This is a genomic window from Streptomyces africanus (assembly GCF_030816955.1).
Classification (GTDB): Bacteria; Actinomycetota; Actinomycetes; order Streptomycetales; family Streptomycetaceae; genus Streptomyces; species Streptomyces africanus.
In genome coordinates this window covers 8,921,462-8,939,325 of the sequence record NZ_JAUSYP010000001.1, presented here as the reverse complement: position 1 = coordinate 8,939,325, position 17,864 = coordinate 8,921,462, and the positions used below count along the sequence as shown (strand labels likewise).

General features: G+C 69.0%; 18 protein-coding genes and 2 pseudogenes. 10 read left to right on the top strand and 10 right to left on the bottom strand.

The features are described from left to right. Positions 1-326: 326 nt before the first annotated feature. Positions 327-2,012 carry a SpoIIE family protein phosphatase gene (locus tag QF034_RS40650; protein WP_307179659.1) on the top strand — a complete coding sequence of 562 codons (1,686 nt, stop codon included), beginning with the start codon at positions 327-329 and terminating at the stop codon, positions 2,010-2,012. 335 nt (positions 2,013-2,347) lie between these two features. Here the strand turns inward: QF034_RS40650 and QF034_RS40645 are convergent, their stop codons facing one another. Further along, the gene (locus tag QF034_RS40645) at positions 2,348-3,535 is read right to left on the bottom strand and encodes an MFS transporter (RefSeq protein WP_307179658.1); all 1,188 of its coding nucleotides are present in this window, start codon (positions 3,533-3,535) and stop codon (positions 2,348-2,350) included. An 88-nt stretch (positions 3,536-3,623) separates the two neighbouring features. Here QF034_RS40645 and QF034_RS40640 point away from each other — a divergent pair, with 88 nt between their 5' ends. Then, positions 3,624-4,385 (top strand): DeoR/GlpR family DNA-binding transcription regulator, encoded by a 762-nt coding sequence (locus QF034_RS40640; protein WP_307179657.1) that lies wholly within the window; start codon positions 3,624-3,626, stop codon positions 4,383-4,385. Between the two features lie 127 nt (positions 4,386-4,512). On the opposite strand, the gene QF034_RS40635 is transcribed toward QF034_RS40640, so the two are convergent. After that, complete coding sequence (locus QF034_RS40635; protein ID WP_307179656.1) at positions 4,513-5,166, bottom strand: NAD(P)H-binding protein; 654 nt, start codon at positions 5,164-5,166, stop codon at positions 4,513-4,515. A 190-nt stretch (positions 5,167-5,356) separates the two neighbouring features. Between QF034_RS40635 and QF034_RS40630 the strand changes: the two are divergent. Further along, positions 5,357-5,567: pseudogene (locus QF034_RS40630) on the top strand (epoxide hydrolase); the annotation flags it as partial. Positions 5,568-5,604: 37 nt separating this feature from the next. Here QF034_RS40630 and QF034_RS40625 read toward each other — a convergent pair. Then, complete coding sequence (locus QF034_RS40625; RefSeq protein ID WP_307179655.1) at positions 5,605-5,973, bottom strand: excisionase; 369 nt, start codon at positions 5,971-5,973, stop codon at positions 5,605-5,607. Positions 5,974-6,041: 68 nt separating this feature from the next. Here QF034_RS40625 and QF034_RS40620 point away from each other — a divergent pair, with 68 nt between their 5' ends. The 4 genes from QF034_RS40620 (at position 6,042) to QF034_RS40605 (ending at position 9,988) form a co-directional block, all read left to right on the top strand. Continuing rightward, complete coding sequence (locus tag QF034_RS40620) at positions 6,042-7,016, top strand: Clp protease N-terminal domain-containing protein (protein WP_307179654.1); 975 nt, start codon at positions 6,042-6,044, stop codon at positions 7,014-7,016. A 377-nt stretch (positions 7,017-7,393) separates the two neighbouring features. Next, positions 7,394-7,672 (top strand): polyprenyl synthetase, encoded by a 279-nt coding sequence (locus tag QF034_RS40615; protein ID WP_307179653.1) that lies wholly within the window; start codon positions 7,394-7,396, stop codon positions 7,670-7,672. Beyond that, complete coding sequence (locus tag QF034_RS40610) at positions 7,662-8,717, top strand: polyprenyl synthetase family protein (RefSeq protein WP_307179652.1); 1,056 nt, start codon at positions 7,662-7,664, stop codon at positions 8,715-8,717. Before QF034_RS40615 ends, QF034_RS40610 begins: the two co-directional genes overlap by 11 nt. Positions 8,718-8,818: 101 nt before the next feature. After that, on the top strand, positions 8,819-9,988 hold the full coding sequence (locus QF034_RS40605) for an oxygenase MpaB family protein (protein ID WP_307179651.1): 1,170 nt from the start codon (positions 8,819-8,821) through the stop codon (positions 9,986-9,988). On the opposite strand, the pseudogene QF034_RS40600 reads toward QF034_RS40605, so the two are convergent. After that, positions 9,983-10,126, bottom strand: a pseudogene (locus QF034_RS40600) (dihydrofolate reductase family protein); the annotation flags it as partial. The gene QF034_RS40605 and the pseudogene QF034_RS40600 overlap by 6 nt on opposite strands. Before the next feature lie 43 nt (positions 10,127-10,169). Between QF034_RS40600 and QF034_RS40595 the strand changes: the two are divergent. Next, entirely contained in the window at positions 10,170-10,622 is a 453-nt protein-coding gene (locus tag QF034_RS40595) for a DUF6228 family protein (protein ID WP_307179650.1), read from the top strand. Between the two features lie 64 nt (positions 10,623-10,686). After that, positions 10,687-11,406, top strand: a complete 720-nt coding sequence (locus tag QF034_RS40590) for a transporter substrate-binding domain-containing protein (RefSeq protein WP_307179649.1) — start codon at positions 10,687-10,689, stop codon at positions 11,404-11,406. Positions 11,407-11,432: 26 nt separating this feature from the next. On the opposite strand, the gene QF034_RS40585 is transcribed toward QF034_RS40590, so the two are convergent. From QF034_RS40585 to QF034_RS40575, 3 genes are all read right to left on the bottom strand, one after another. Then, positions 11,433-12,413, bottom strand: coding sequence for an aldo/keto reductase (locus QF034_RS40585; RefSeq protein ID WP_307179648.1), 981 nt, complete (start codon positions 12,411-12,413; stop codon positions 11,433-11,435). A gap of 37 nt (positions 12,414-12,450) precedes the next feature. Continuing rightward, a complete protein-coding gene (locus QF034_RS40580) occupies positions 12,451-12,933 on the bottom strand; it encodes a nitroreductase family deazaflavin-dependent oxidoreductase (RefSeq protein ID WP_307179647.1) in 483 nt (160 codons plus the stop codon). 77 nt (positions 12,934-13,010) lie between these two features. After that, on the bottom strand, positions 13,011-13,856 hold the full coding sequence (locus QF034_RS40575; RefSeq protein WP_307179646.1) for an SDR family oxidoreductase: 846 nt from the start codon (positions 13,854-13,856) through the stop codon (positions 13,011-13,013). A gap of 168 nt (positions 13,857-14,024) precedes the next feature. Here QF034_RS40575 and QF034_RS40570 point away from each other — a divergent pair, with 168 nt between their 5' ends. Next, positions 14,025-15,002, top strand: coding sequence for a helix-turn-helix domain-containing protein (locus tag QF034_RS40570; RefSeq protein WP_307179645.1), 978 nt, complete (start codon positions 14,025-14,027; stop codon positions 15,000-15,002). Between the two features lie 23 nt (positions 15,003-15,025). Here QF034_RS40570 and QF034_RS40565 read toward each other — a convergent pair whose 3' ends face one another. The 3 genes from QF034_RS40565 to QF034_RS40555 all read right to left on the bottom strand — a co-directional run bounded on the left by QF034_RS40565 (position 15,026) and on the right by QF034_RS40555 (position 17,822). Next, positions 15,026-15,595, bottom strand: a complete 570-nt coding sequence (locus tag QF034_RS40565; RefSeq protein WP_307179644.1) for a snapalysin family zinc-dependent metalloprotease — start codon at positions 15,593-15,595, stop codon at positions 15,026-15,028. Positions 15,596-15,741: 146 nt separating this feature from the next. Further along, on the bottom strand, positions 15,742-16,410 hold the full coding sequence (locus QF034_RS40560) for a hypothetical protein (protein ID WP_307179643.1): 669 nt from the start codon (positions 16,408-16,410) through the stop codon (positions 15,742-15,744). Positions 16,411-16,616: 206 nt separating this feature from the next. After that, positions 16,617-17,822: a glycoside hydrolase family 64 protein gene (locus QF034_RS40555; protein WP_307179642.1), complete on the bottom strand. Its 1,206-nt coding sequence runs from the start codon at positions 17,820-17,822 to the stop codon at positions 16,617-16,619. Between the last annotated feature and the right edge of the window lie 42 nt (positions 17,823-17,864).

The window sequence follows — 17,864 nt, the reverse complement described above, 5'->3', positions numbered from 1 at the left end:
CGTTCCGAACGCCGGGGCATGATGGGAGCGTCCGTTCGGGACGTGTTCGCAGGTTGGTTCCGAACACCGGTCGATGATCCGTCCCGGTCGGCAGCCGCTTTGGGGCCAGGGGCAGAACATGGCAGAGCGGCTTTGTAGCCCGTTCGGCATCCGGCATGTGCGCAGGAGCTGCCTTCGGCGCACGCTTCCCGCATGAGCAACGTCGACCCTCTACCGCAGCGCATTTCGCACGATGCGTCGAGCGAGCGGCCTCACGCGGACGCGCTCAGGACCGTATCCGCGCCTGAGCGGAGCGTGCGAGGGAACCTGTGAACGGTGAGGGTCCCATGCCACAGTGGCACTTTCCGGAAGGCGATGGCTTTCCGGCGCGTCAGCTCGTGGAGGGGACCTTGGCCCCCATCGTCGTTCTCGACGCGCAGCTGCGTCATCTGTACGTCAACCCTGCATGGGTGAGAGCCAGTGGCATGCCCGCCACCGCGTTCCTGGGGCGGACGCTCGGGGAAGTGCTGCCGGACCTCCAGAGCCCGGACGACGTCCTGTGCGAGGTACTCACGGACGGGCAACCTCGGGAGGCAACCGTCTCAGGAACGACAGGGGTCTCCTCGCCGCTGGGGCAAAGGCTCTGGCGCGCGGTCTATCACCGGGTGGATCTGCCGGGAGGGGAAGCGTGTCTGTGCGGCATCGGCGTGGAGATCAGTAACCTGCGCCGCTATCTGGACGACCTGGAGACCGCGCATCAGCGGCTTGCCCTGCTGGATGCCGCGGCCACGCGCGTCGGCACCACCCTCGACATCGAAACCACCTGCCAGGAGCTCGTCGACCTCCTGGCCCCCTCGCTGGCCGACATGGCCGCGGTGGGAATCGTCGAAGAGGAGTTCACCGGTGCTCCCCCGCCTCCTCCCGGTTTCCTGCGGCTGCGCAAGACGAGGGGTTCAGCGCCCCCTGGGATGGAATGGCTGCTGCGCCAGATGGGCGGGCCGGGACCGTACGTCGACGTTCCCCGGGGCGTGGCCACCCGGCATTGCCTGGACAGCGGGCGGCCGTGGCGGGGCAACCTGGCCTCGGACGAGCTGTTCCAGAAGGTGACCGTGGATCCCGAACGAACCAAGCTCTTCCGCGCGGCGGGCATCCACTCGTTTCTCATCGCCCCCCTGATCGCGAGAGGCCGCCCGGTCGGCGTCATCCTTCTGGGGCGGGCCGGGGAATCGCAGCCCTTCAACGACGACGACCTCGGGACCATCCAGGCGCTGGCCGACCGAGCCGCCGTCTCCATCGACAGCGCGCGCCGTTACAGCTACGAACACACCATGGCGCTGGAACTCCAGCGGGCCCTGCTGTCCGAACCCAGCACCCCTCACCCCGCCGTGGAAGTGGCCGCCCGCTACCTCCCGGCCGGCCACAGCGTCCTCGTCGGCGGGGACTGGTACGACTCGATCCCCCTGGCGGAATCCCGCACCTTGCTGGTCATGGGCGATGTGATGGGCCACGGCTTCCAGGCCGCTGTCGCCATGAGCCAGTACCGCTCCTTGCTGCGCACCCTTGCCGCTTCGGGCATGAGTGTCGACAAGATCCTCGGCGAGTTCGACCGCCAGGTCACACAGCTCGGCCTTGACCGCCTAGCCACCTGTCTTCTCGCGGTCATGGATCCCCGGGCGGGCACCTGCACAGTGGCCAGTGCCGGGCACCTGCCACCGGCCGTCCTGCGGCCAGGCGGCAGCGTCGAGGTCCTGTGGCCCCCGGCCGGCCCGCCCATCGGCACCGGTCTCGGTGGCTACGAATCGTTCACCGTGCGAATGGAACACGGCACCACCCTGCTGCTCTACACCGACGGACTGGTGGAACGCCGCGGCACTGACATCGACGTCTCGGTGCAAGCACTCGAAACGCTGAGTTTGCCGGCCGACGGCCCTCTGGACGACATGCTCGACACACTCCTGACGCGCCTCGCGAACGGTGCCTACGAGGACGACGTCGCGATCCTCGCCGCCCGCCGGCGCGCCGAGAATGAGTGAGCCTCATCCCCAGCAGCCAGCGCGTCGTGCCGTGGAAGGTCACCGAAGGCCCTGGCCATCCGGTCGCCGTTCCGGCCCGGGAGCGCGAAACGGACGGTCCACGCGCTCGCGCCGTACGCCAGGACGCTCGGAGTCGTGTTCGACGAGATCTCGCCAGTCGGCGTTCGCACCACGCTGCCGCACGATCTCTCTTTCCACGGTGGGCGGTGGCCTCCACGGAGGAGCGGACGTCGTTGCGACAGCCAGCCCCTTGCGTGTGGGGCGCAACACTGCCGTCGAGGTCAACATTCATGACTGCCTTGCATCCACGGCACCATCGAGGAGGGTGCGGTTCGTCAGGAGGTCAGCTCGACCGCACGCGACCGGTTCGGAGAGGGCCGCAGGATGGCGGCCGCCGCGGCGGCGGTCGCGCAGAACAGCGTAAGCAGCAGGAACGTGTGATTGAGCGCCATGAGATGAGTCATCCAGCCGATGACGGCGGGGCCTGCGAGCATGCCGATGTAGCCGAGTCCGGCGACCCGGGAGACGTTGGCGCCCGCCGCTGTGGGGTCGGCGTGTCCGGCGGCGCTGAACAGTTGCGGGATGCAACCGGAGAGGCCCAGGCCGAACAGCGCCCAGCCGGTCAGCGCCGCCCCTACCCAGGGCGAGAGGGCCACGACCGTGATGCCGACGGCGGCCAGAGCCGCGCCGTACCGCAGGACGGCGACCGGCCCGAACCGCGCGGCCACCCGGTCAGCCAGGAGCCTGCCGATGGTCATGGTGGCCGCGTAGGTCCCATAGGCGAAGGCGGCGGTGCTCTCCGGCGCGTCCAGGACGGACTTGAGGTGGAGGACGCTCCAGTCGTTGGCGGCTCCCTCGCACAGCATGACCAGCAGAGCCAGGACGGCCAGGAGCCAGATCCGGGTGGGAACAGCGCGCTTCTTCGTCGCAGGCTCATCCTCGGCATTGGCCACGGGGGCGGTCGACACGGTGGGCAGGAGGCCGCGAGCTGACACCAGGGCGATGATGACGCCGACGCCTGCGGCGGCGCCCAGTGTCGTGGCCGGGTCCCAGCCGATGTCGATCGCCGCGGCACCGGCGAGCGCGGCCAGGACACCACCGACGGAGAACGTGGCGTGGAAGGCCGACATGACAGGCCGCTCGTACGCCTTCTCCACCTGCACGGCATGCGCGTTCATGCCGACGTCGAGGGTGCCGTTTCCGAACCCGAAGAGCAGGAGGGCCACTGCCAGGGCCCACGGTTCCTGGGCGAGACCGGGCAGTGCCAGGGTCGCGCTGCACAGCACTCCGGCCAGGGGAACGACGGTGCGTGTGCCGAGCCGGTCGGACAGACGCCCGCCGACCTGCATGCCGGCGAAGGCGCCGGCCCCCAACAGCACAAGGAACCCGCCCAGGGCCGCGTGGCTGATGCCCACGCGTTCCTCGATCGCCGGGATCTGCACCACCCACATGCCCAGCAAAGTGCCATTGAGTACAAAATAGACAAACGTCACAACGCGTGATGCGCGCAGCACTGGTTCCATGCGGACACCATAACGAACAGTATGTCTGTTCGAAACAGCGCGCTTCAAACAGTCTCACTGTTCGGTGCGAGTGGTGTTGAATCGCGGTATGAGCACCAGTGAGCGTCACCGACTGATCGCCCAGGCCGTCCAGGAGGCAGGAACGGCCACAGTCAGCGAACTCGCCGACCTGACAGGTGCCTCGGAGATGACCATCCGTCGCGATCTGGACCACTTGGCAGCGCAAGGCGTCCTCGAACGGTTCCGCGGCGGCGCGCGCACCCTGCTCCTGCGAGGAGACGAACCTCCCTTCGCACTGCGCGCCCACCAAGCCATGGAAGCCAAGCGCCGGATCGCGGCGGAGGTGGCCTCACTCATCACCGACGGCGAAACCGTCCTGCTCGACAGCGGCACGACGTGTCTGGAAGTCGCACGCCTGCTGCACGGACGGCAGGTCACGGTCATGCCCCTGTCACTGCAGGCGATCGGCATCCTCAGTGACGCCCCCGAACCGACCTCACTCCTGGTCCCCGGGGGGCGGCCCCGCGCGGGCGAGGGAGCCCTCGCCGGGCCCCTCACCCTCGCCTCGCTGTCGGCGCTGCGCTTCGACACCGCCGTCCTGGGCTGTTGCGGCTTGACCGCCGGCGACGGCATGACCGCCTACGACCTCGACGAAGCAGCGGTGAAGAAGGCGGTCATCGCCTCGGCACGCCGCATCATCGCCGCTGCCGACGGCAGCAAACTCGGCCGCACCACCCACGCCTACGTCGGCCCGTCCACCCTGGCGCACATCCTCGTCACCGACACCACCGCGCCCGCGAGCGAAACCACCGCACTCGAAAACGGCGGCACCACTCTCAAGATCGTCTGACCCGGCCGGCCACCACAGGCCGCCGGGCCGGGCCGGGGCGCTGCGGGCGGGCGTGGACTTCCTCGGTGTCATGGTGGACTGGCAGGCGGAAGGCCTCACTGGCCTGCTCGGCCCGGTGCGAGACGGGTCAAGAGCGGACGTTCGCTCGGACCGCCTCTTCGATGGGTGTCGGCCCCGTGTTGAGTTCGAGGATCTGCCGGCCGATCCGGGGCTCATGGAGCAGTTCAGCGAGGGTGGCGGCGACGTCGTCGCGAGTGATCTCACCGTGGAGCTCTGCCGGCCCGAGGGAAACTGTGCCGGTTCCCGGACCGTCGAGAAGGAGTGATGGACGCAGGATCAGCCAATTCAGATCGGTGCGGCTGAGCGCGACGTCCGCGCCCTTCTTCACGGCGAAGTAGTACTCGACCTCCTCGCCGAGGTTGCGCTCGCGCCATGATTCCGGGAGCACCGACACCAGCGCAAAGCGTTCCACACCGGCGAGTTGTGCCGCCTTGATCGCTTTGACGACCCCATCGCCGTCGACAGCCGTCGTGACCTCCCTGCTGCCGCCATTCGATCCGGCACTGAAGACGATCACGTCGACGTCACCGAATGCTGCCGCCAGTTCTTCCGCAGTCATGCTGGAGAGGTCGCCGACTCGTGTGTTCACGCCCTGCGTTGCGAGTTCAGCCTGCTGGTCGTCCCGGCGAACGAGCCCGTGGACGGCGTCTCCCCGAGTGCGCAGTTTCTGCGCGAGCAGGCCACCGATACCGCCGGTGATGCCGATGATGAAGACGTCCACGCCGGATGCTCCGATCTCTCGATGCAACTCTTTGGCTCCGTCGTCAGACCGGTGCCTGGATGATCAACGATCCGCGTCCGCGCAGGTATTCCGGCATGGTCGCCACCTCCGTCGGCTACGCGGCTTTCGCCGTCCACGCCCTGATCGCGTTGCGGGGTCTCGATCCCAGCAGGCACGTTCTGGGCACCTCTGGAACGCCTGGAGCGACAACGGCGGCGACCTCGAATCCGTCTTCTCCAAGGGCGACCTGCTCACCCCCACGCCACGATCTACTGGGTGAACAACTCCATTGCCACATCAACGTCAACGCGCACGACCCCGGCGGCCACTTCATCCCCTGGGAGAACCCCGAGGCCTGGGTGAGCGACCTGCGCCGCACCTTCAACGGCCGCAGGCCCTGAACGACCTGCGAGCTCGTCCGGCGACGAGCCGGGCTGCTCACGCCGGTGACTTCCGCTCCAACGCCGCCAGCCGCAGTTCGAGTTGGTCAACGCGGTGCCGTAGCAGGGTGACCTGGGCTTCCAGGCTGACTTCGCGTTCCGCCCTGCGTTGAATGCGCGGTGACGCGGCGGCGCGCTCGATCACCGCGTCCAGCTGGACCAGGCGCTGCGGCCCGTTCGGTCCGTCCACCAGCCGGGACTGGATCTCGCCGTTGCGGTACCAGGACCGCAGGGCCGAGCGGGAAACCCCGGTCTCGGCTTCCGCCTTGGCGAGCGTGACCCAGGGCGTCTCGTCCAGCTGCTCGAACAGCTCCAGCTCGTTCTGCCAGCGCGCGAGCCGGTCCTCCCAGTCCGACGGTGTCTCCATCACACCCTCCCTTCACCACGGTGACCCTGTCAATGACAGTGTATTGACAGGGTTGAGACCATGGAACCATGACTTTTGAAAGGTTCACAGTGAAAGCCCGTCGCGTGGTCGTCACGGCCCAGGAGCAGGCGAGGCTGCTCAAGCACCACCACATCGGCACGGAGCACCTCCTGCTGGGCCTGCTCGACGTGCCGGACAGCACGGCGGCGAAGGTCCTGCACGAGCTCGGGTACGACAAGGAGACGGCGCAGGCCGACATCACCGCCGTGGTCAAGCCCGGTACGGAGGAGCTGAGCGGCCATATCCCGTTCGCGCCGCGCGCGAAGAAGACGCTGGAACTCGCCCTGCGCGAGGCGCAGCAGCTGCACCACAACTCCATCGGCACGGAACACATCCTGCTCGCCCTGGTCCGGGAAGGTGAGGGCGTCGGCGCGCAGGTGCTCGCCGAGCGGATCAATCCGATCAGCAAGATCCGCGCCGCGGTGCTGGCCTCGTTGGACGGATCGCGGGACGCCGCGGCCGGCCCCTGGCCGGCCGGCACACCTGCCACCGAGGACACCGTGTCCGCCGCCAGCGCGCTGGCCGGTGGCGCACCGGTCGGCAGCCATCACCTGCTTGAGGCGATGCTGCGGGCGGAGAACAGCATGGCGGCCAGGGTGCTGCGCGAACTCGGGGTCGATCCGGACGCGGTCGCCGCCAAGATCGACGAACTGGATCCGGAGACGACCACGGACGCGAATCCGGAGGAAGCCGCCGCCCGCAAGATGGAGATCAGGCTGGTCGACGATGAGGTGCACGTGATCCTTCGGGACCCGGCAACGGTCGCGATCGCCAAGAAGGTCACCGAGCTGTCCGACGGCCCGATCCACGGCGTCGGTCCGGTCGCCGGCCTGTTCGTCCCGCTCTGGCGGTCGACCAACCAACTGCTGCTGCAGATCCAGCGGATGCTGGAACCGGAATCCGAAGAAGAGGAGGACGGATCCGCCGCGAGCAAGGTGGCCAAGGTCGTGCGCACGGTCCTCGCGCCCCGGCTCCGCCGGTGAACCGGCTGACCAGCGGGCCGGACCCGGTCGGCGGGAAGGGCGACGACGGTGGCGTGGTGAGCGGCGATGAGCCGGCGCCCTTCTCGCCGGCGACCAGGGCGTGGTGAACAGGCGCGTTCGCCGCGCTCATCGAGGCGCAGCACGCGCCTGGCAGGCCGTCACCGCCCGCCGGCACTGACTGATGGTCGCGCCGCCGCCTGAGCAAGACACCGGCTGCATCCGCCAGGCCGATATCCGGCTTCGCGGCGATCCGTACAGTCGAGCGATGTGATCCCTCGATCGTGAGTTCTTGTGCTCTCGCGCCCGGTCTGCCCAATGCTCGGGAGAAGGGCGCGTGACCGGCGCCGCCCGGATGTTGTGTGAGTGGGGGGAACAGCATGACGCGAGAGGCGGGACGGCGCGACGGCCTGGACGAGCAGGCGGTGCTGCTGGTGGCCGGGCTGGCCGATCTAACGGTGAGTACGGTGGGTTCGGTCATGGGGACGCTGCGGGGGCTGCTGCGCCGTTCGGATACCGCAGAGTTGGCGGTGCAGGCCGAGAGCGAGCTGATGGCCCGTGGGCGCCTGGCGTTGGACCGGTACGCGTCCGCGCCCCCGGCCCACCTGGAGATCCTTGCCCGGCACGCCCAGGTCCGGAGGGCCGCCGATGGCGTCTGACCGGTGGGAGCCGGCCGTTTTCAAGTCCCGCGTCGACGCGGTACTGCACCGGTTCACCGCCCGGGAGGCCGACCAGTTCGCCGCGATTGATCCGCTCCTGGCCCCGGTGGCCGAGCAGTTGGAGGAGACGGTCGCGGACGGCAAACGGCTGCGAGCGGCGTTCTGCTACTGGGGCTGGCGCGCGGTGGGACAGCCGGACAGCGACGCGCTGGTACGAGCCGCGGCGTCCATGGAGCTGGTGCACGCCGCTGCGGTCGTGCACGACGATCTCATCGACGACAGCCCCCTGCGGCACGGTCGCCCCACCGCGCACATCGCCCTGCGCGGTGCCGTGCGGCGGCGACCGCGCGCCGACGCCGCGGCGAGGTCGCTGGCGATGCTGGTCGGAGACCTGCTCATGGCGCTGGCCGGACAGTTGTTCGCCACCAGCGGTCTGCCCGCCGCCTACCTCGCCCGGGCCCGCCCCTTGTGGTCGGTGATGGCACGCGAGCTGATCGCGGGAGAATGCCTGGAGATCCTGCGCACCGGAGCCGGTCCGGACACCACCGCGTCACTGAAGGTGATCCGCTACAAGACCGCCAAGTACACCGTCGAGCAGCCCCTGCTGATCGGCGGCGCTCTGGCCGGGGCGGGTGCGCAGTTGCGCGAGGGCTACTCCGCGTACGGGCTGCCGCTGGGCGAGGCGTTCCAGCTGCGGGACGACCTGCTCGGCCTGTTCGGAGATCCGGAACGCACCGGCAAGGCCAACACCGACGACGTGCGCGGCCACCGGCCCACGGCCCTGCTGGCAGAGACCTGGCGTCTTGCCGATCACGAAGACCGCGAACGGCTGCGTGTCCTGCTGGGCCGGCGCCGCGCGGAAGCGGATGCCCTGGACACGGTGCGCGAGATGATGCGCCGGCTGAAGGCACCCGATCGCATCGAGGACATGATCGGCGCACGCGTCCGTGAGGCACTCGGCGCTCTCCACGAACTGGACGTACCGGCGCTCGCCTCCAGCGCTCTGACCGCACTGGCGCAGTCGGCAGCGGACCGTCTGTCCTGAACTTCCGCACCCCGGCTTTCACAGCCAACCGCCATGTCCGGCCGCCGGCCCGCCCGTCGGTGTCGGCCGCCGCCGGTCCCGAAGGGACAAGGAGCCCCGCCGTGACCTACACCGAGTCATCCATGGACGCCCTGCGCCACGTCGGCGACGAACTCGCCGACGCCGCCGTCGCCGCACTCTTCGAGCGCGGCCAGGTAGGCGTGTTCAACACGCTGATGCGCTACGTCTCCACCGCCGGCGCTCCCCTGCCCGACGGGCTGCCCGATGTCGCCCGGGAGTACCTGGAAGCCACCCGCGTCCCGCCGCCCTGGGTGGACTGGGCCGAGATGGAGAAGGCCCGGCTGTTCTTCATCGACAACAACGTGCACATCTCCACCGCGTTGTCCTTCGCCTCCATGCCCGCCTGCTACGTCGTCCCCCACGTGGCGAAGCTGTTGTCGGCCACGCACGGACTGGACTACCCCTCCAAACGAATGGCGGAGACAGGTCAGTTCACCGTCTACCTGATGCAGCCCGACGCCTTCGAGGCCGGCGGCCGCTTCCTCCCCGCCGCGCAGAAGGTGCGCCTTCTGCACGCCTCCATCCGCCACCATCTCGAACGGGAGAACCGGTGGGACACCACCGCTCTGGGAACGCCGATCTGCCAGGAGGACATGATCGGCGGGCAGATGTTCTTCTCCCTGCTCGTCCTGGACAGTCTGCACCGCCTCGGCATCCACATGTCCCAGGAAGGCGCCGAAGCGTACTACTACGCCTGGCGCGTCGTCGGCGCCATGCTCGGCGTCGACCAGGACGCCGTCCCCACAACCCTCGCGGAGGCCCGCGGCTTCCTCGACCTGTACATGGTCCGGCACATGGGGCCCTGTGAGGAGGGCGCGCGCCTGACCCGGCAGCTCATCGACCTCTACGAGGAGGTCGTGCCCGGCACCTTCTTCGACCCGATCGTCTCCGCCCTCATCCGCCACCTCATCGGCAACACCTGCGCCGACTGGCTCCACGTGCCGCAGACCCCGTGGGACACCGTCGTCAAGGCCGTACCCCACCTCCTCGGCGTCCTCGAAACCATCGAGGACCGCTCACCGCTCGGTGCCTGGGCCCTGGACCGCCTCGGCCACCTGACGACCGTCCTCGAGCTGTCCTCCCTCACCCGCGGACGCGTCATGCACTACGCCATCCCCGACCAGCTCAAGAAGGACTACGGCATGTCCACCACGGTGCCGCGCACCCGCCGATGGACCCCACCGGCCGCAACGGTTTCGATGCCGTCATAGGACGTCGTAGGTCAGGTGCGTCGCGGTCGATGTCGGGGTCACGCTCCGCTGCACCAGCGTGCGTGGCGCTCCGCCGGTGAACAGTGACGTCCCGGCGCCCAGCACGACGGGCGCGAGGTGCAGCGACAGCACGTCGACCCCCGCCACGGTGACCGGGGTTCAGCAACCGTAGCCTTCCCCCATGGTGGAAGAAGGCGAGGCGAGTCCGGCCGTCCGCGTGGGCGGGGAGAGTCCGCAGGCGATCAAGCTGTGCTTCCACGGGCTGTCCCGCTCCTTCCCGGAGGAGCGGGACGATCCGATGCGCGACTTCATCGTGACAGCGCACAGTGAAGCGGTGCGGATCGAGGTCTCGGTGAGGACCTGGAGCGGTGACGGACTTGACGTCTTCCTGGCGGAGCTGGCGGAGGAGTTCCGCGGGTGGAACGGTCCCCGGACCTGGCGTTCTCTGGAACGTGACCTGACCCTGTCGGCAGAGCACGTGGGATCCCGTGTCCGGTTGACGTGGGGGCTGCACGACCGTTTTCCCGACGACGACTGGCGCTTCGAGGCGACGACCGATCACTCTCCTGGAGAGGACATGCGCAACCTCGCCATCGAGATGCGCAGCTTCCTGGAGTCCGCGCCGCTGGAGTGAGCGAAGCTGAGGGCCGGTCGCTGCCCTCGGGGAGACTTCGTGCCCAGGAACCTACACTCGCGGCATGATCCTTCCCTCTCTCGCCGCCGATCTCGCGCCCACCGGTGTCCTGCGCGCCTCCGTTAACCTCGGCAATCCCGTCCTCGCCCAGGGGACGCCGCACGCACCCAGCGGCATCACTGTCGATCTCGCCCGGGAGATCGCGGCCCGGCTCGGTGTGCCCGTGGAATTCCTCTGCTTCGATGCCGCGCGCGCCTCGTTCGAGGCGATGGCCGGTGGACGGGCCGATGTCTGCTTCCTCGCGATCGAGCCCGCCCGTGAGACGGAGGTCGCCTTCACCGCGCCGTACGTGCTCATCGAGGGCGTGTACGCCGTGCCCCAGGGCTCCGACCTGCACACGCCCGAGGACGTCGACGCGCCGGGCATCCGCATCGGCGTGAAAGCCGGCTCCGCCTACGACCTGTACCTCACCAGAACCCTGCGCCACGCCACAGTGGTTCGCGGCAAAGAGGGTATCGACACTTTCACCGCGCAGCACCTGGAGGCGGGCGCGGGCATCCGGCAGCCGATGACCGCCTACGTCGAAGCGCACCCCGAAGTGCGGCTGATCGAGAAGGAGTTCATGGAGATCCGCCAAGCCGTCGGCACCACCACGACCCGGCGGCCCGAGACCATACGATTCCTCCGGGAGCTGGTGGAGGAACTCAAGGCCGACGGCTTCGTCGCCGCGTCGCTGCGCCGCGCGGGCCAGCCCGAAACCCTCGCGGCACCGGTCCTGCCGTAACACCGTCCAGCCTCGCCGACTGACGGTCAGCGGTCGATGGTGGCCATGTTCGCCTCGTCGTGGCGCTCGCCCGCGGCCGGCGTGAGGTTGTTCAGGCGGTCGAGTTGAGCGGCGGTGAGTTCGATGCCGTCGGCGGCGGTGTTCTCTTCGACGCGTGAGACTCGCCGGGTCCCGGGGATGGGGGCGATGTCGTCGCCGCGGGTCAGCAGCCACGCCAGCGCGGTCTGTGCCGGGGTTGCGCCGATCTCCGCGCCGATGGCCTGCACTTCGTCGACGATGCGCAGGTTGCGCCGGAAGTTCTCACCGGTGAACCGCGGGTTGGTCTTGCGCCAGTCGTCGTCGGCGAAGTCGTCGACGGTGCGGATCTGCCCGGTGAGCAGGCCGTGGCCGAGCGGCGAGTAGGGAACGAACCCGATACCGAGCTCACGCAGCAGCGGGAGGATTTCGGCCTCGACGTCACGGGTCCAGAGAGAGTATTCGGTCTGCAGCGCGGCCACCGGGTGCACGGCGTGTGCCCGGCGGATCGTCTCGGGCCCGGCCTCCGACAGTCCGATGTGGCGCACCTTGCCCTCGGCGACCAGCTCGGCCAGCGCGCCGATGGTGTCTTCGATGGGCGTGTCCGGGTCGACGCGGTGCTGGTAGTACAGGTCGATGTGGTCGGTGCCGAGGCGCATGAGTGAGCCTTCGACCGCGGCCCTCACGTTGGCGGGGCTGCTGTCGATGACGCCGGGGCCGTCGCCGTGGTGGGAGACGAGACCGAACTTCGTCGCGACCACGACGTCGTCGCGACGGCCCTTGATGGCCTTGCCGACGAGTTTCTCGCTGTGGAAGGGGCCGTAGATCTCTGCGGTGTCGATGTGGGTGACCCCGAGGTCCAGGGCCCGGTGGATGGCGCGGATGGACTCGGCGTCGTCGAGCCCCTCGCCCGTGGTGTAGACGCCGGCCATGGTCATGGCTCCCAGGCCGATGCGGGAGACATCGAGCCCGCCCAGTGATACGTGCTTCATCAGGTGTTCCTTGTCGGGTCGTCAGACAGAAATGGGGTCAGTGGTCCTGAGCCGCGGGCTCCAGGACGAGGACCGGGATCTCACGGTCCGTCTTCTTCTGGTACTCGGCGTAGTCCGGGAACGCCTCGACGGCTCGGGCCCACCAGATGGCCTTCTCGTCCCCGGTCACCTCGCGGGCCAGCATGTCCCGGCGTACCGGGCCGTCCTGCAGCTCGACCCGGGGGTCGGCCACCGCGTTGTGGTACCAGACCGGGTGCTTGGGGGCTCCCGCCATGGAGGCGATCACGGCGTAGGAGCCGTCGTGCTCCACCCGCATGACCGGGGTCTTGCGGATCTTGCCGGTCTTCGCGCCCAAGGTGGTCAGGATGACGACGGGCAGGTCCCGCAGTTCCTCGTCTTCCTCGCGTGCGACCAGGACGCTCAGCGTTGTGCCTTCGGTGCCGCCGGAGCTCTCGTACAGCTCCACCTGGTCACGTACGAACTGTGCCTTGCTCGGTTCGTACTCGCCTTGGAGTGGCATGTCGCCTCTCTTCCATCTGTGGTACGGCGCCCCGTTCGAGCGGCCTGCCGCCTCGGCCGGGGTGCGGGTCGTGTCGCTCAGGCGTGGGTGTCGTCGTAGGCGAGCGTGCCGCCCAGTTCACGGGAGGCCTCGGCCTGGGCGAGGAGTTCCTTCGCCTTGGCCTCGACCGCCTCGATGGCGTCCGCGCCGGCGACGAAGCGCGGCAGGGGCTCGTCCTGCTGGACGATGGTGAGCAGCGCGCGGGCGAGCTTGGCGGGGTCGCCGGGCTGCCGGCCGTTCATGCTCTTCATGCCCTCGATCCTCGGGGCGGTCCGCGGGGCGTAGTCGTCGACGGACAGCTCGGGCCAGATGGTGGAGCCGTCCACGAGGAGTTCGGTGCGGAAGTAGCCGGGCTCCACGACCGTGGTGTGGATGTTGTACGGCTCGACGTCGTAGCGCAGGGACTCCATCCAGCCCTCCTCCGCGAACTTGGAGGCGGCGTAGGCGGAGGTGAATTCCATGCCGACCAGGCCGGCGGTCGAGGTGATCGTGATGACGTGGCCGGCGCGCTGCGCCCGCATGCGGGGCAGGACGGCGCGGGTGACGTTCATCGGGCCGAAGAGGTTCGTCTCGAACTGCCGGCGCATCTGCGCGGGTGAGATCTCCTCGAAGTAGCCGGTGAAGAGATTCCCGGCGTTGTTGATCAGGACGTCGATGCGGCCGAAGCGGTCGACGGCGGCCTGAACGGCGGCCTCGGCGTCCTCAGGGCTCGTGACGTCGAGCTTGGTGACCAGCAGGTTGTCCTGCGGGCCGCCCAGGGCCTTCTCGACCTCCTCGGGGCGGCGGCCGGTGGCGACGACCCGGTGGCCGGCGGCGAGGGCCTCGCGGGCGATGTCCGTACCCAGACCGCGTCCGGCACCGGTGACGAGAAGGACCTTGCTCATGGGGGGTTCCTTTCAGGGGCACGAGCGCCGGCATGTCCGGGCTGTTCACACCGCTGTGGGCGGTGCAGCACCAACAGAACCGGCTGTCACGGGAGTGTGGGAGTCCCTGATGAGGGGGTCACTGAGAGGGACCCCCTGCCGGGCGCGAGCGCTCGTAGAGTGGAGCTCATGGCAGGCAGAAAAGACCCTTCCGGCACCAATCGCGACGTCCGTGATGATTTCCGCGCAGAGATCCGGGAATTCCTCGGCACGCGCCGGGCCAAGGTCACCCCCGAGCAGGCCGGACTGCCCCCGTACGGCGGGGAGCGGCGACGCGTCACCGGGCTGCGCCGCGAGGAGGTCGCCCTCCTGGCGGGCATCTCCAGCGAGTACTACACCCGGCTGGAGCGCGGCAACGCCACCGGCGTCTCCGAGAGCGTCATCGAAGGCATCGCGCAGGCACTGCAGCTCGACGAAGCCGAACGGATCCACCTGCTCCATCTCCTGCGCGGAGCCGGCGCGACCCGCCCGCCGCGCCGCCGCCCCGCCCAGCAGCGCGTCAGGCCCGCGGTGCAGCGCGTCCTCGACTCGATGACCGGCACACCCGCCTTCGTCCTCAGCGGACGCGGGGACATCCTGGCCGACAACCACCTCGGGCGCGCCCTGTTCTCCCCCGTCTACGCCGACCCGGCACGGCCGCCCAACAACGCCCGGTTCGTCTTCCTCGACCCGCAGGCCACCGAGTTCTTCCGGGAGTGGGACAAGGTCGCGGGCGACACGGTCGCCATGCTGCGAGCCGAGGCCGGCCGCGATCTCCACGACCGCCGGCTGATGGACCTGATCGGCGAACTGTCGACCCGCAGCGAGGACTTCCGGCACAGCTGGGCCGCCCACAACGTCCGCATCCACACCACCGGCGTGAAGCTTCTCCACCATCCGGTCGTCGGCGACCTCGACCTGCCCTTCGAGACCTTCCCGCTCGGGGACGGCCCCAGCCAGTTCCTCCTCGCCTACACCGCCGAGCCCGACTCGCCCTCGCAGGACGCCCTGAACCTCCTGGCCAGCTGGGCTGCGGCCAACGACGACATCGAGCGGTCCGCGACGAACGGCGACTGCGAGCCGACCGACTCGACGGAATCGGCCGACTCAGCTGACTCATCCGACTGATCGACGAGCCGGCGCCTGCCGTGTCAGTCCACGATCACCTCGGCACGCGCCGCCGGGGCCGGGGCCCGCCCGACGAGCACGCCGGCGAAGTTCCCCTCGACCTCCGTCTTCTCCGCCGCGTTCGGATACGGGTTCCTGCACGCGGTGCCCGCGCTGGAACCGGACATCAGGCTCGAGCACGGTCCGGGCTTGCGGTCGGGCAGGCCCAGGATGTGCCCGAGTTCGTGGGCGGAGATACGGATCGTGTCGTAGCCCTGGTCTACGGCCTGGCGCCCGATGTAGACGGTTCCGTTGCCCAGGGTGGTGGGCAGGGCGCGCGGCCAGCCGTTGTCCGCGAGGACCCGTATGTTCGCGCGCTGCCCGGCGGCGGCCGGCCGCAGCTCGACGGCGTCGACACTCTCGTTCCAGATCGCCGCGCCCCGGTCGACCGCGCTCCTGAACTCCGCGGAGCCGCCGGCGTCGTAGAGGAGGACACGGGCGGCCAGGGGGGCATCCTCGGCGTCGGGGGGAGCGGCCGTGGCCTGGCCACCCGTCAGGGACAAGGACAGCACCAGAGCAGCGGCCAGGCCGCCGGTCAGCGTGCGGACGTACATGATCGACCTCCTTGTGGGGAAAGGCAGTCGTGCTCATGACATTCTTGGACTCACTGCCCGGTGGAGGTGAAGGTGAATCCGTCAATCCGAGTGGCCTGCGGGCCGGTCTCCGGCCGGACCGGCCGGAGACCGGAGCGCGCTCGGGTTCAGCTCCGAGTGAAGAGCTTGTGCTGGGTGGAGCCGGTGGAGCACAGCTTCTTTTCCTCGCCCGTCATCTTGCGGGACTTGACCACGACCGCGCTGTGCTTGCCGTCCGTGCCGTTCGGGGCCGGGCCGGTGACCACGTCGGGGACGAACCAGTAGTAGTGGCCCCACTTCGGGTCGTCGTAGTGGGTCTGCCACGTGCCCGTGATCTGCTGCATCACCTGGGCGCGGGAGATCCAGCCGACTTCTCCGGGCCGCACGTTCACGGTGAAGGAACTCGTCTCGGTGTGCGAGCTCTGCCATGTGTAGTTGTACGTCGCGGTCACGCTGGCCGTGATGATGCCTTCTATGCCTCCGCCCGCCGTGACCGAGCCGCCCACCGAGTGGGAGGAGCCCACCGTGTCGGCCCAGGACATCGACTGGGCGGCGGCCGAGTCGGTGCAGTTGTAGAGGAGTTCGGAGACCTGGTGCGGCTCACCGAGGTAAGCCCGGCCGACTTGTGGGGAGTTGAAGGTGCACTTGCCTTCCCCGGACGCGCAGTCGGCCATGATCTGCTCCGCGGTGGGCTGTTCCTCGGCCGCCGCGGGGACGGCCGTCGCGATCACCCCGAGCGCGGTCGCCGTCATCGCCAGTGTGCGGCTGCTGTACCGCAGTGTGCGGTTCTTCGTCATGGTTGGTGCCTCTCACCCTTGCATGGGGGGACAGTGACCACACCCCCCTGTTACAGGAGGGTGTGCAGTCACCGCCTGGTGCCCACGAGGCTCACGTAAACCGCAGTCCATCTACACCAAGGAAAAGCAAAGTTGTATTTGATTTCCAGAAATGATGAAGAGTCAACAGTGCGGTGCAGAGCCGGAGTTGGGAAGCATGGCGCAGGTCAGCTGAGGGGATCGAGGGTGAGGTAGGCCTGGCGCGGGTTGCCGTCGTGTACGAGGGACTCGTGGTGGCCCACGTCGTCGAACGCGAAGGCGTACGCCTTGCCGTCGGCCATCTGGGCGTGGATCTTGCGGGCGTAGTGGTTGGTGACGGCGTCCTTGTAGAAGGCGTCGGCGCCGGCGTCGGGCTGCTGGGAGTTGACCAGCAGGGTGGAGCGGTTGAAGCCGGCGCACAGGGTGCGGGAGATCGGGCCGCGGACCTGGTCGTTCGGCGCGTCGAGCCTTCTGTGACAGCCGAAGACGGAGGAGGCGTCCGGCTTCTGGAAGCTGGTGACGGTGGCGCCGGCGCTGTTGGTGAAGTTCATGACACCGCCGGAGACCCGGCCGTAGTACTTGATGCCCGGCTGGTCGGCGAACGGGGTGACCGTCAGGGTCGAGGTGGAGTACTTCTGCCAGACGCGGTTGATGTAGTCGTCCATGACGGTGGCCGGCAGTGCGCCGGTCTCCAGGCCGTACAGCGGGGACAGGGCGCGCAGGACGGTGCCGTCGGAGCGGGTCTGGATCAGGTCGGCCCAGCCGCCGGGCTGTCCTCTGAGGGCGTTGAAGAAGCCGTTGTAGCCGCCGGGCTTGAGGCGGCCTGTGTTCACGGTGGTTCCGTCGGCTCGCTGCACTCCTACCGCGTACGGTGCGGAGAACATGTCGACCTGTGTGCTGTTGATCCACAGGCCCGCGTCGTTGAGTGTGTACTCCGACCAGTTGAACAGGATGTTCCGGTTAGGGTCGGACGGGTTCTGCACGGCCGGCTGGACCAGGCCGCCGGTGGTGAGCTTGAACACCAGTTTCTGGCCGTAGGAGAAGTACACGCGGCCGGAGAACTTCGGCATGCGGATCGTGGTCGACTGGCCCGCTGCCGGGCCCGGGATCGAGGCGTCGGGGGCGGGAGTCGGTGGGTTGCCGCCCGCCGGCCAGGGGTGGAACGTGCCGTTGGCGTCGGCCCAGCCCTGCCGTCCGGTCGACAGGTCGGTGCCGAGGTTGTAGATGTACACCTGCTCGCCGCGGGCCGAGTTGTTGGTGATCTTCAGGGGGATCGTCGCCGGGACGGCGGCGTGGGCCGGTGCTCCCGCTCCGGTGACGAGGAGGGAGCCGGTCAGGGCTGCGGCGAGGGACAGCCCGAGAGTCCTGATGCTGTGTCCGAGGGTGCGTAGCATGCTCTGTCTCCGTTCGACGAGGGCCGATCCGGGAAGGGGTGA

Coding starts and splice junctions, on each gene's coding strand:
- QF034_RS40555 (WP_307179642.1), bottom strand. CDS start 17,822: ATGCTACGCACCCTCGGACACAGCATCAGGACTCTCGGGCTGTCCCTC.
- QF034_RS40590 (WP_307179649.1), top strand. CDS start 10,687: ATGATCCTTCCCTCTCTCGCCGCCGATCTCGCGCCCACCGGTGTCCTG.
- QF034_RS40610 (WP_307179652.1), top strand. CDS start 7,662: ATGGCGTCTGACCGGTGGGAGCCGGCCGTTTTCAAGTCCCGCGTCGAC.
- QF034_RS40595 (WP_307179650.1), top strand. CDS start 10,170: ATGGTGGAAGAAGGCGAGGCGAGTCCGGCCGTCCGCGTGGGCGGGGAG.
- QF034_RS40585 (WP_307179648.1), bottom strand. CDS start 12,413: ATGAAGCACGTATCACTGGGCGGGCTCGATGTCTCCCGCATCGGCCTG.
- QF034_RS40650 (WP_307179659.1), top strand. CDS start 327: ATGCCACAGTGGCACTTTCCGGAAGGCGATGGCTTTCCGGCGCGTCAG.
- QF034_RS40580 (WP_307179647.1), bottom strand. CDS start 12,933: ATGCCACTCCAAGGCGAGTACGAACCGAGCAAGGCACAGTTCGTACGT.
- QF034_RS40570 (WP_307179645.1), top strand. CDS start 14,025: ATGGCAGGCAGAAAAGACCCTTCCGGCACCAATCGCGACGTCCGTGAT.
- QF034_RS40645 (WP_307179658.1), bottom strand. CDS start 3,535: ATGGAACCAGTGCTGCGCGCATCACGCGTTGTGACGTTTGTCTATTTT.
- QF034_RS40620 (WP_307179654.1), top strand. CDS start 6,042: ATGACTTTTGAAAGGTTCACAGTGAAAGCCCGTCGCGTGGTCGTCACG.
- QF034_RS40625 (WP_307179655.1), bottom strand. CDS start 5,973: ATGGAGACACCGTCGGACTGGGAGGACCGGCTCGCGCGCTGGCAGAAC.
- QF034_RS40575 (WP_307179646.1), bottom strand. CDS start 13,856: ATGAGCAAGGTCCTTCTCGTCACCGGTGCCGGACGCGGTCTGGGTACG.
- QF034_RS40615 (WP_307179653.1), top strand. CDS start 7,394: ATGACGCGAGAGGCGGGACGGCGCGACGGCCTGGACGAGCAGGCGGTG.
- QF034_RS40640 (WP_307179657.1), top strand. CDS start 3,624: ATGAGCACCAGTGAGCGTCACCGACTGATCGCCCAGGCCGTCCAGGAG.
- QF034_RS40565 (WP_307179644.1), bottom strand. CDS start 15,595: ATGTACGTCCGCACGCTGACCGGCGGCCTGGCCGCTGCTCTGGTGCTG.
- QF034_RS40560 (WP_307179643.1), bottom strand. CDS start 16,410: ATGACGAAGAACCGCACACTGCGGTACAGCAGCCGCACACTGGCGATG.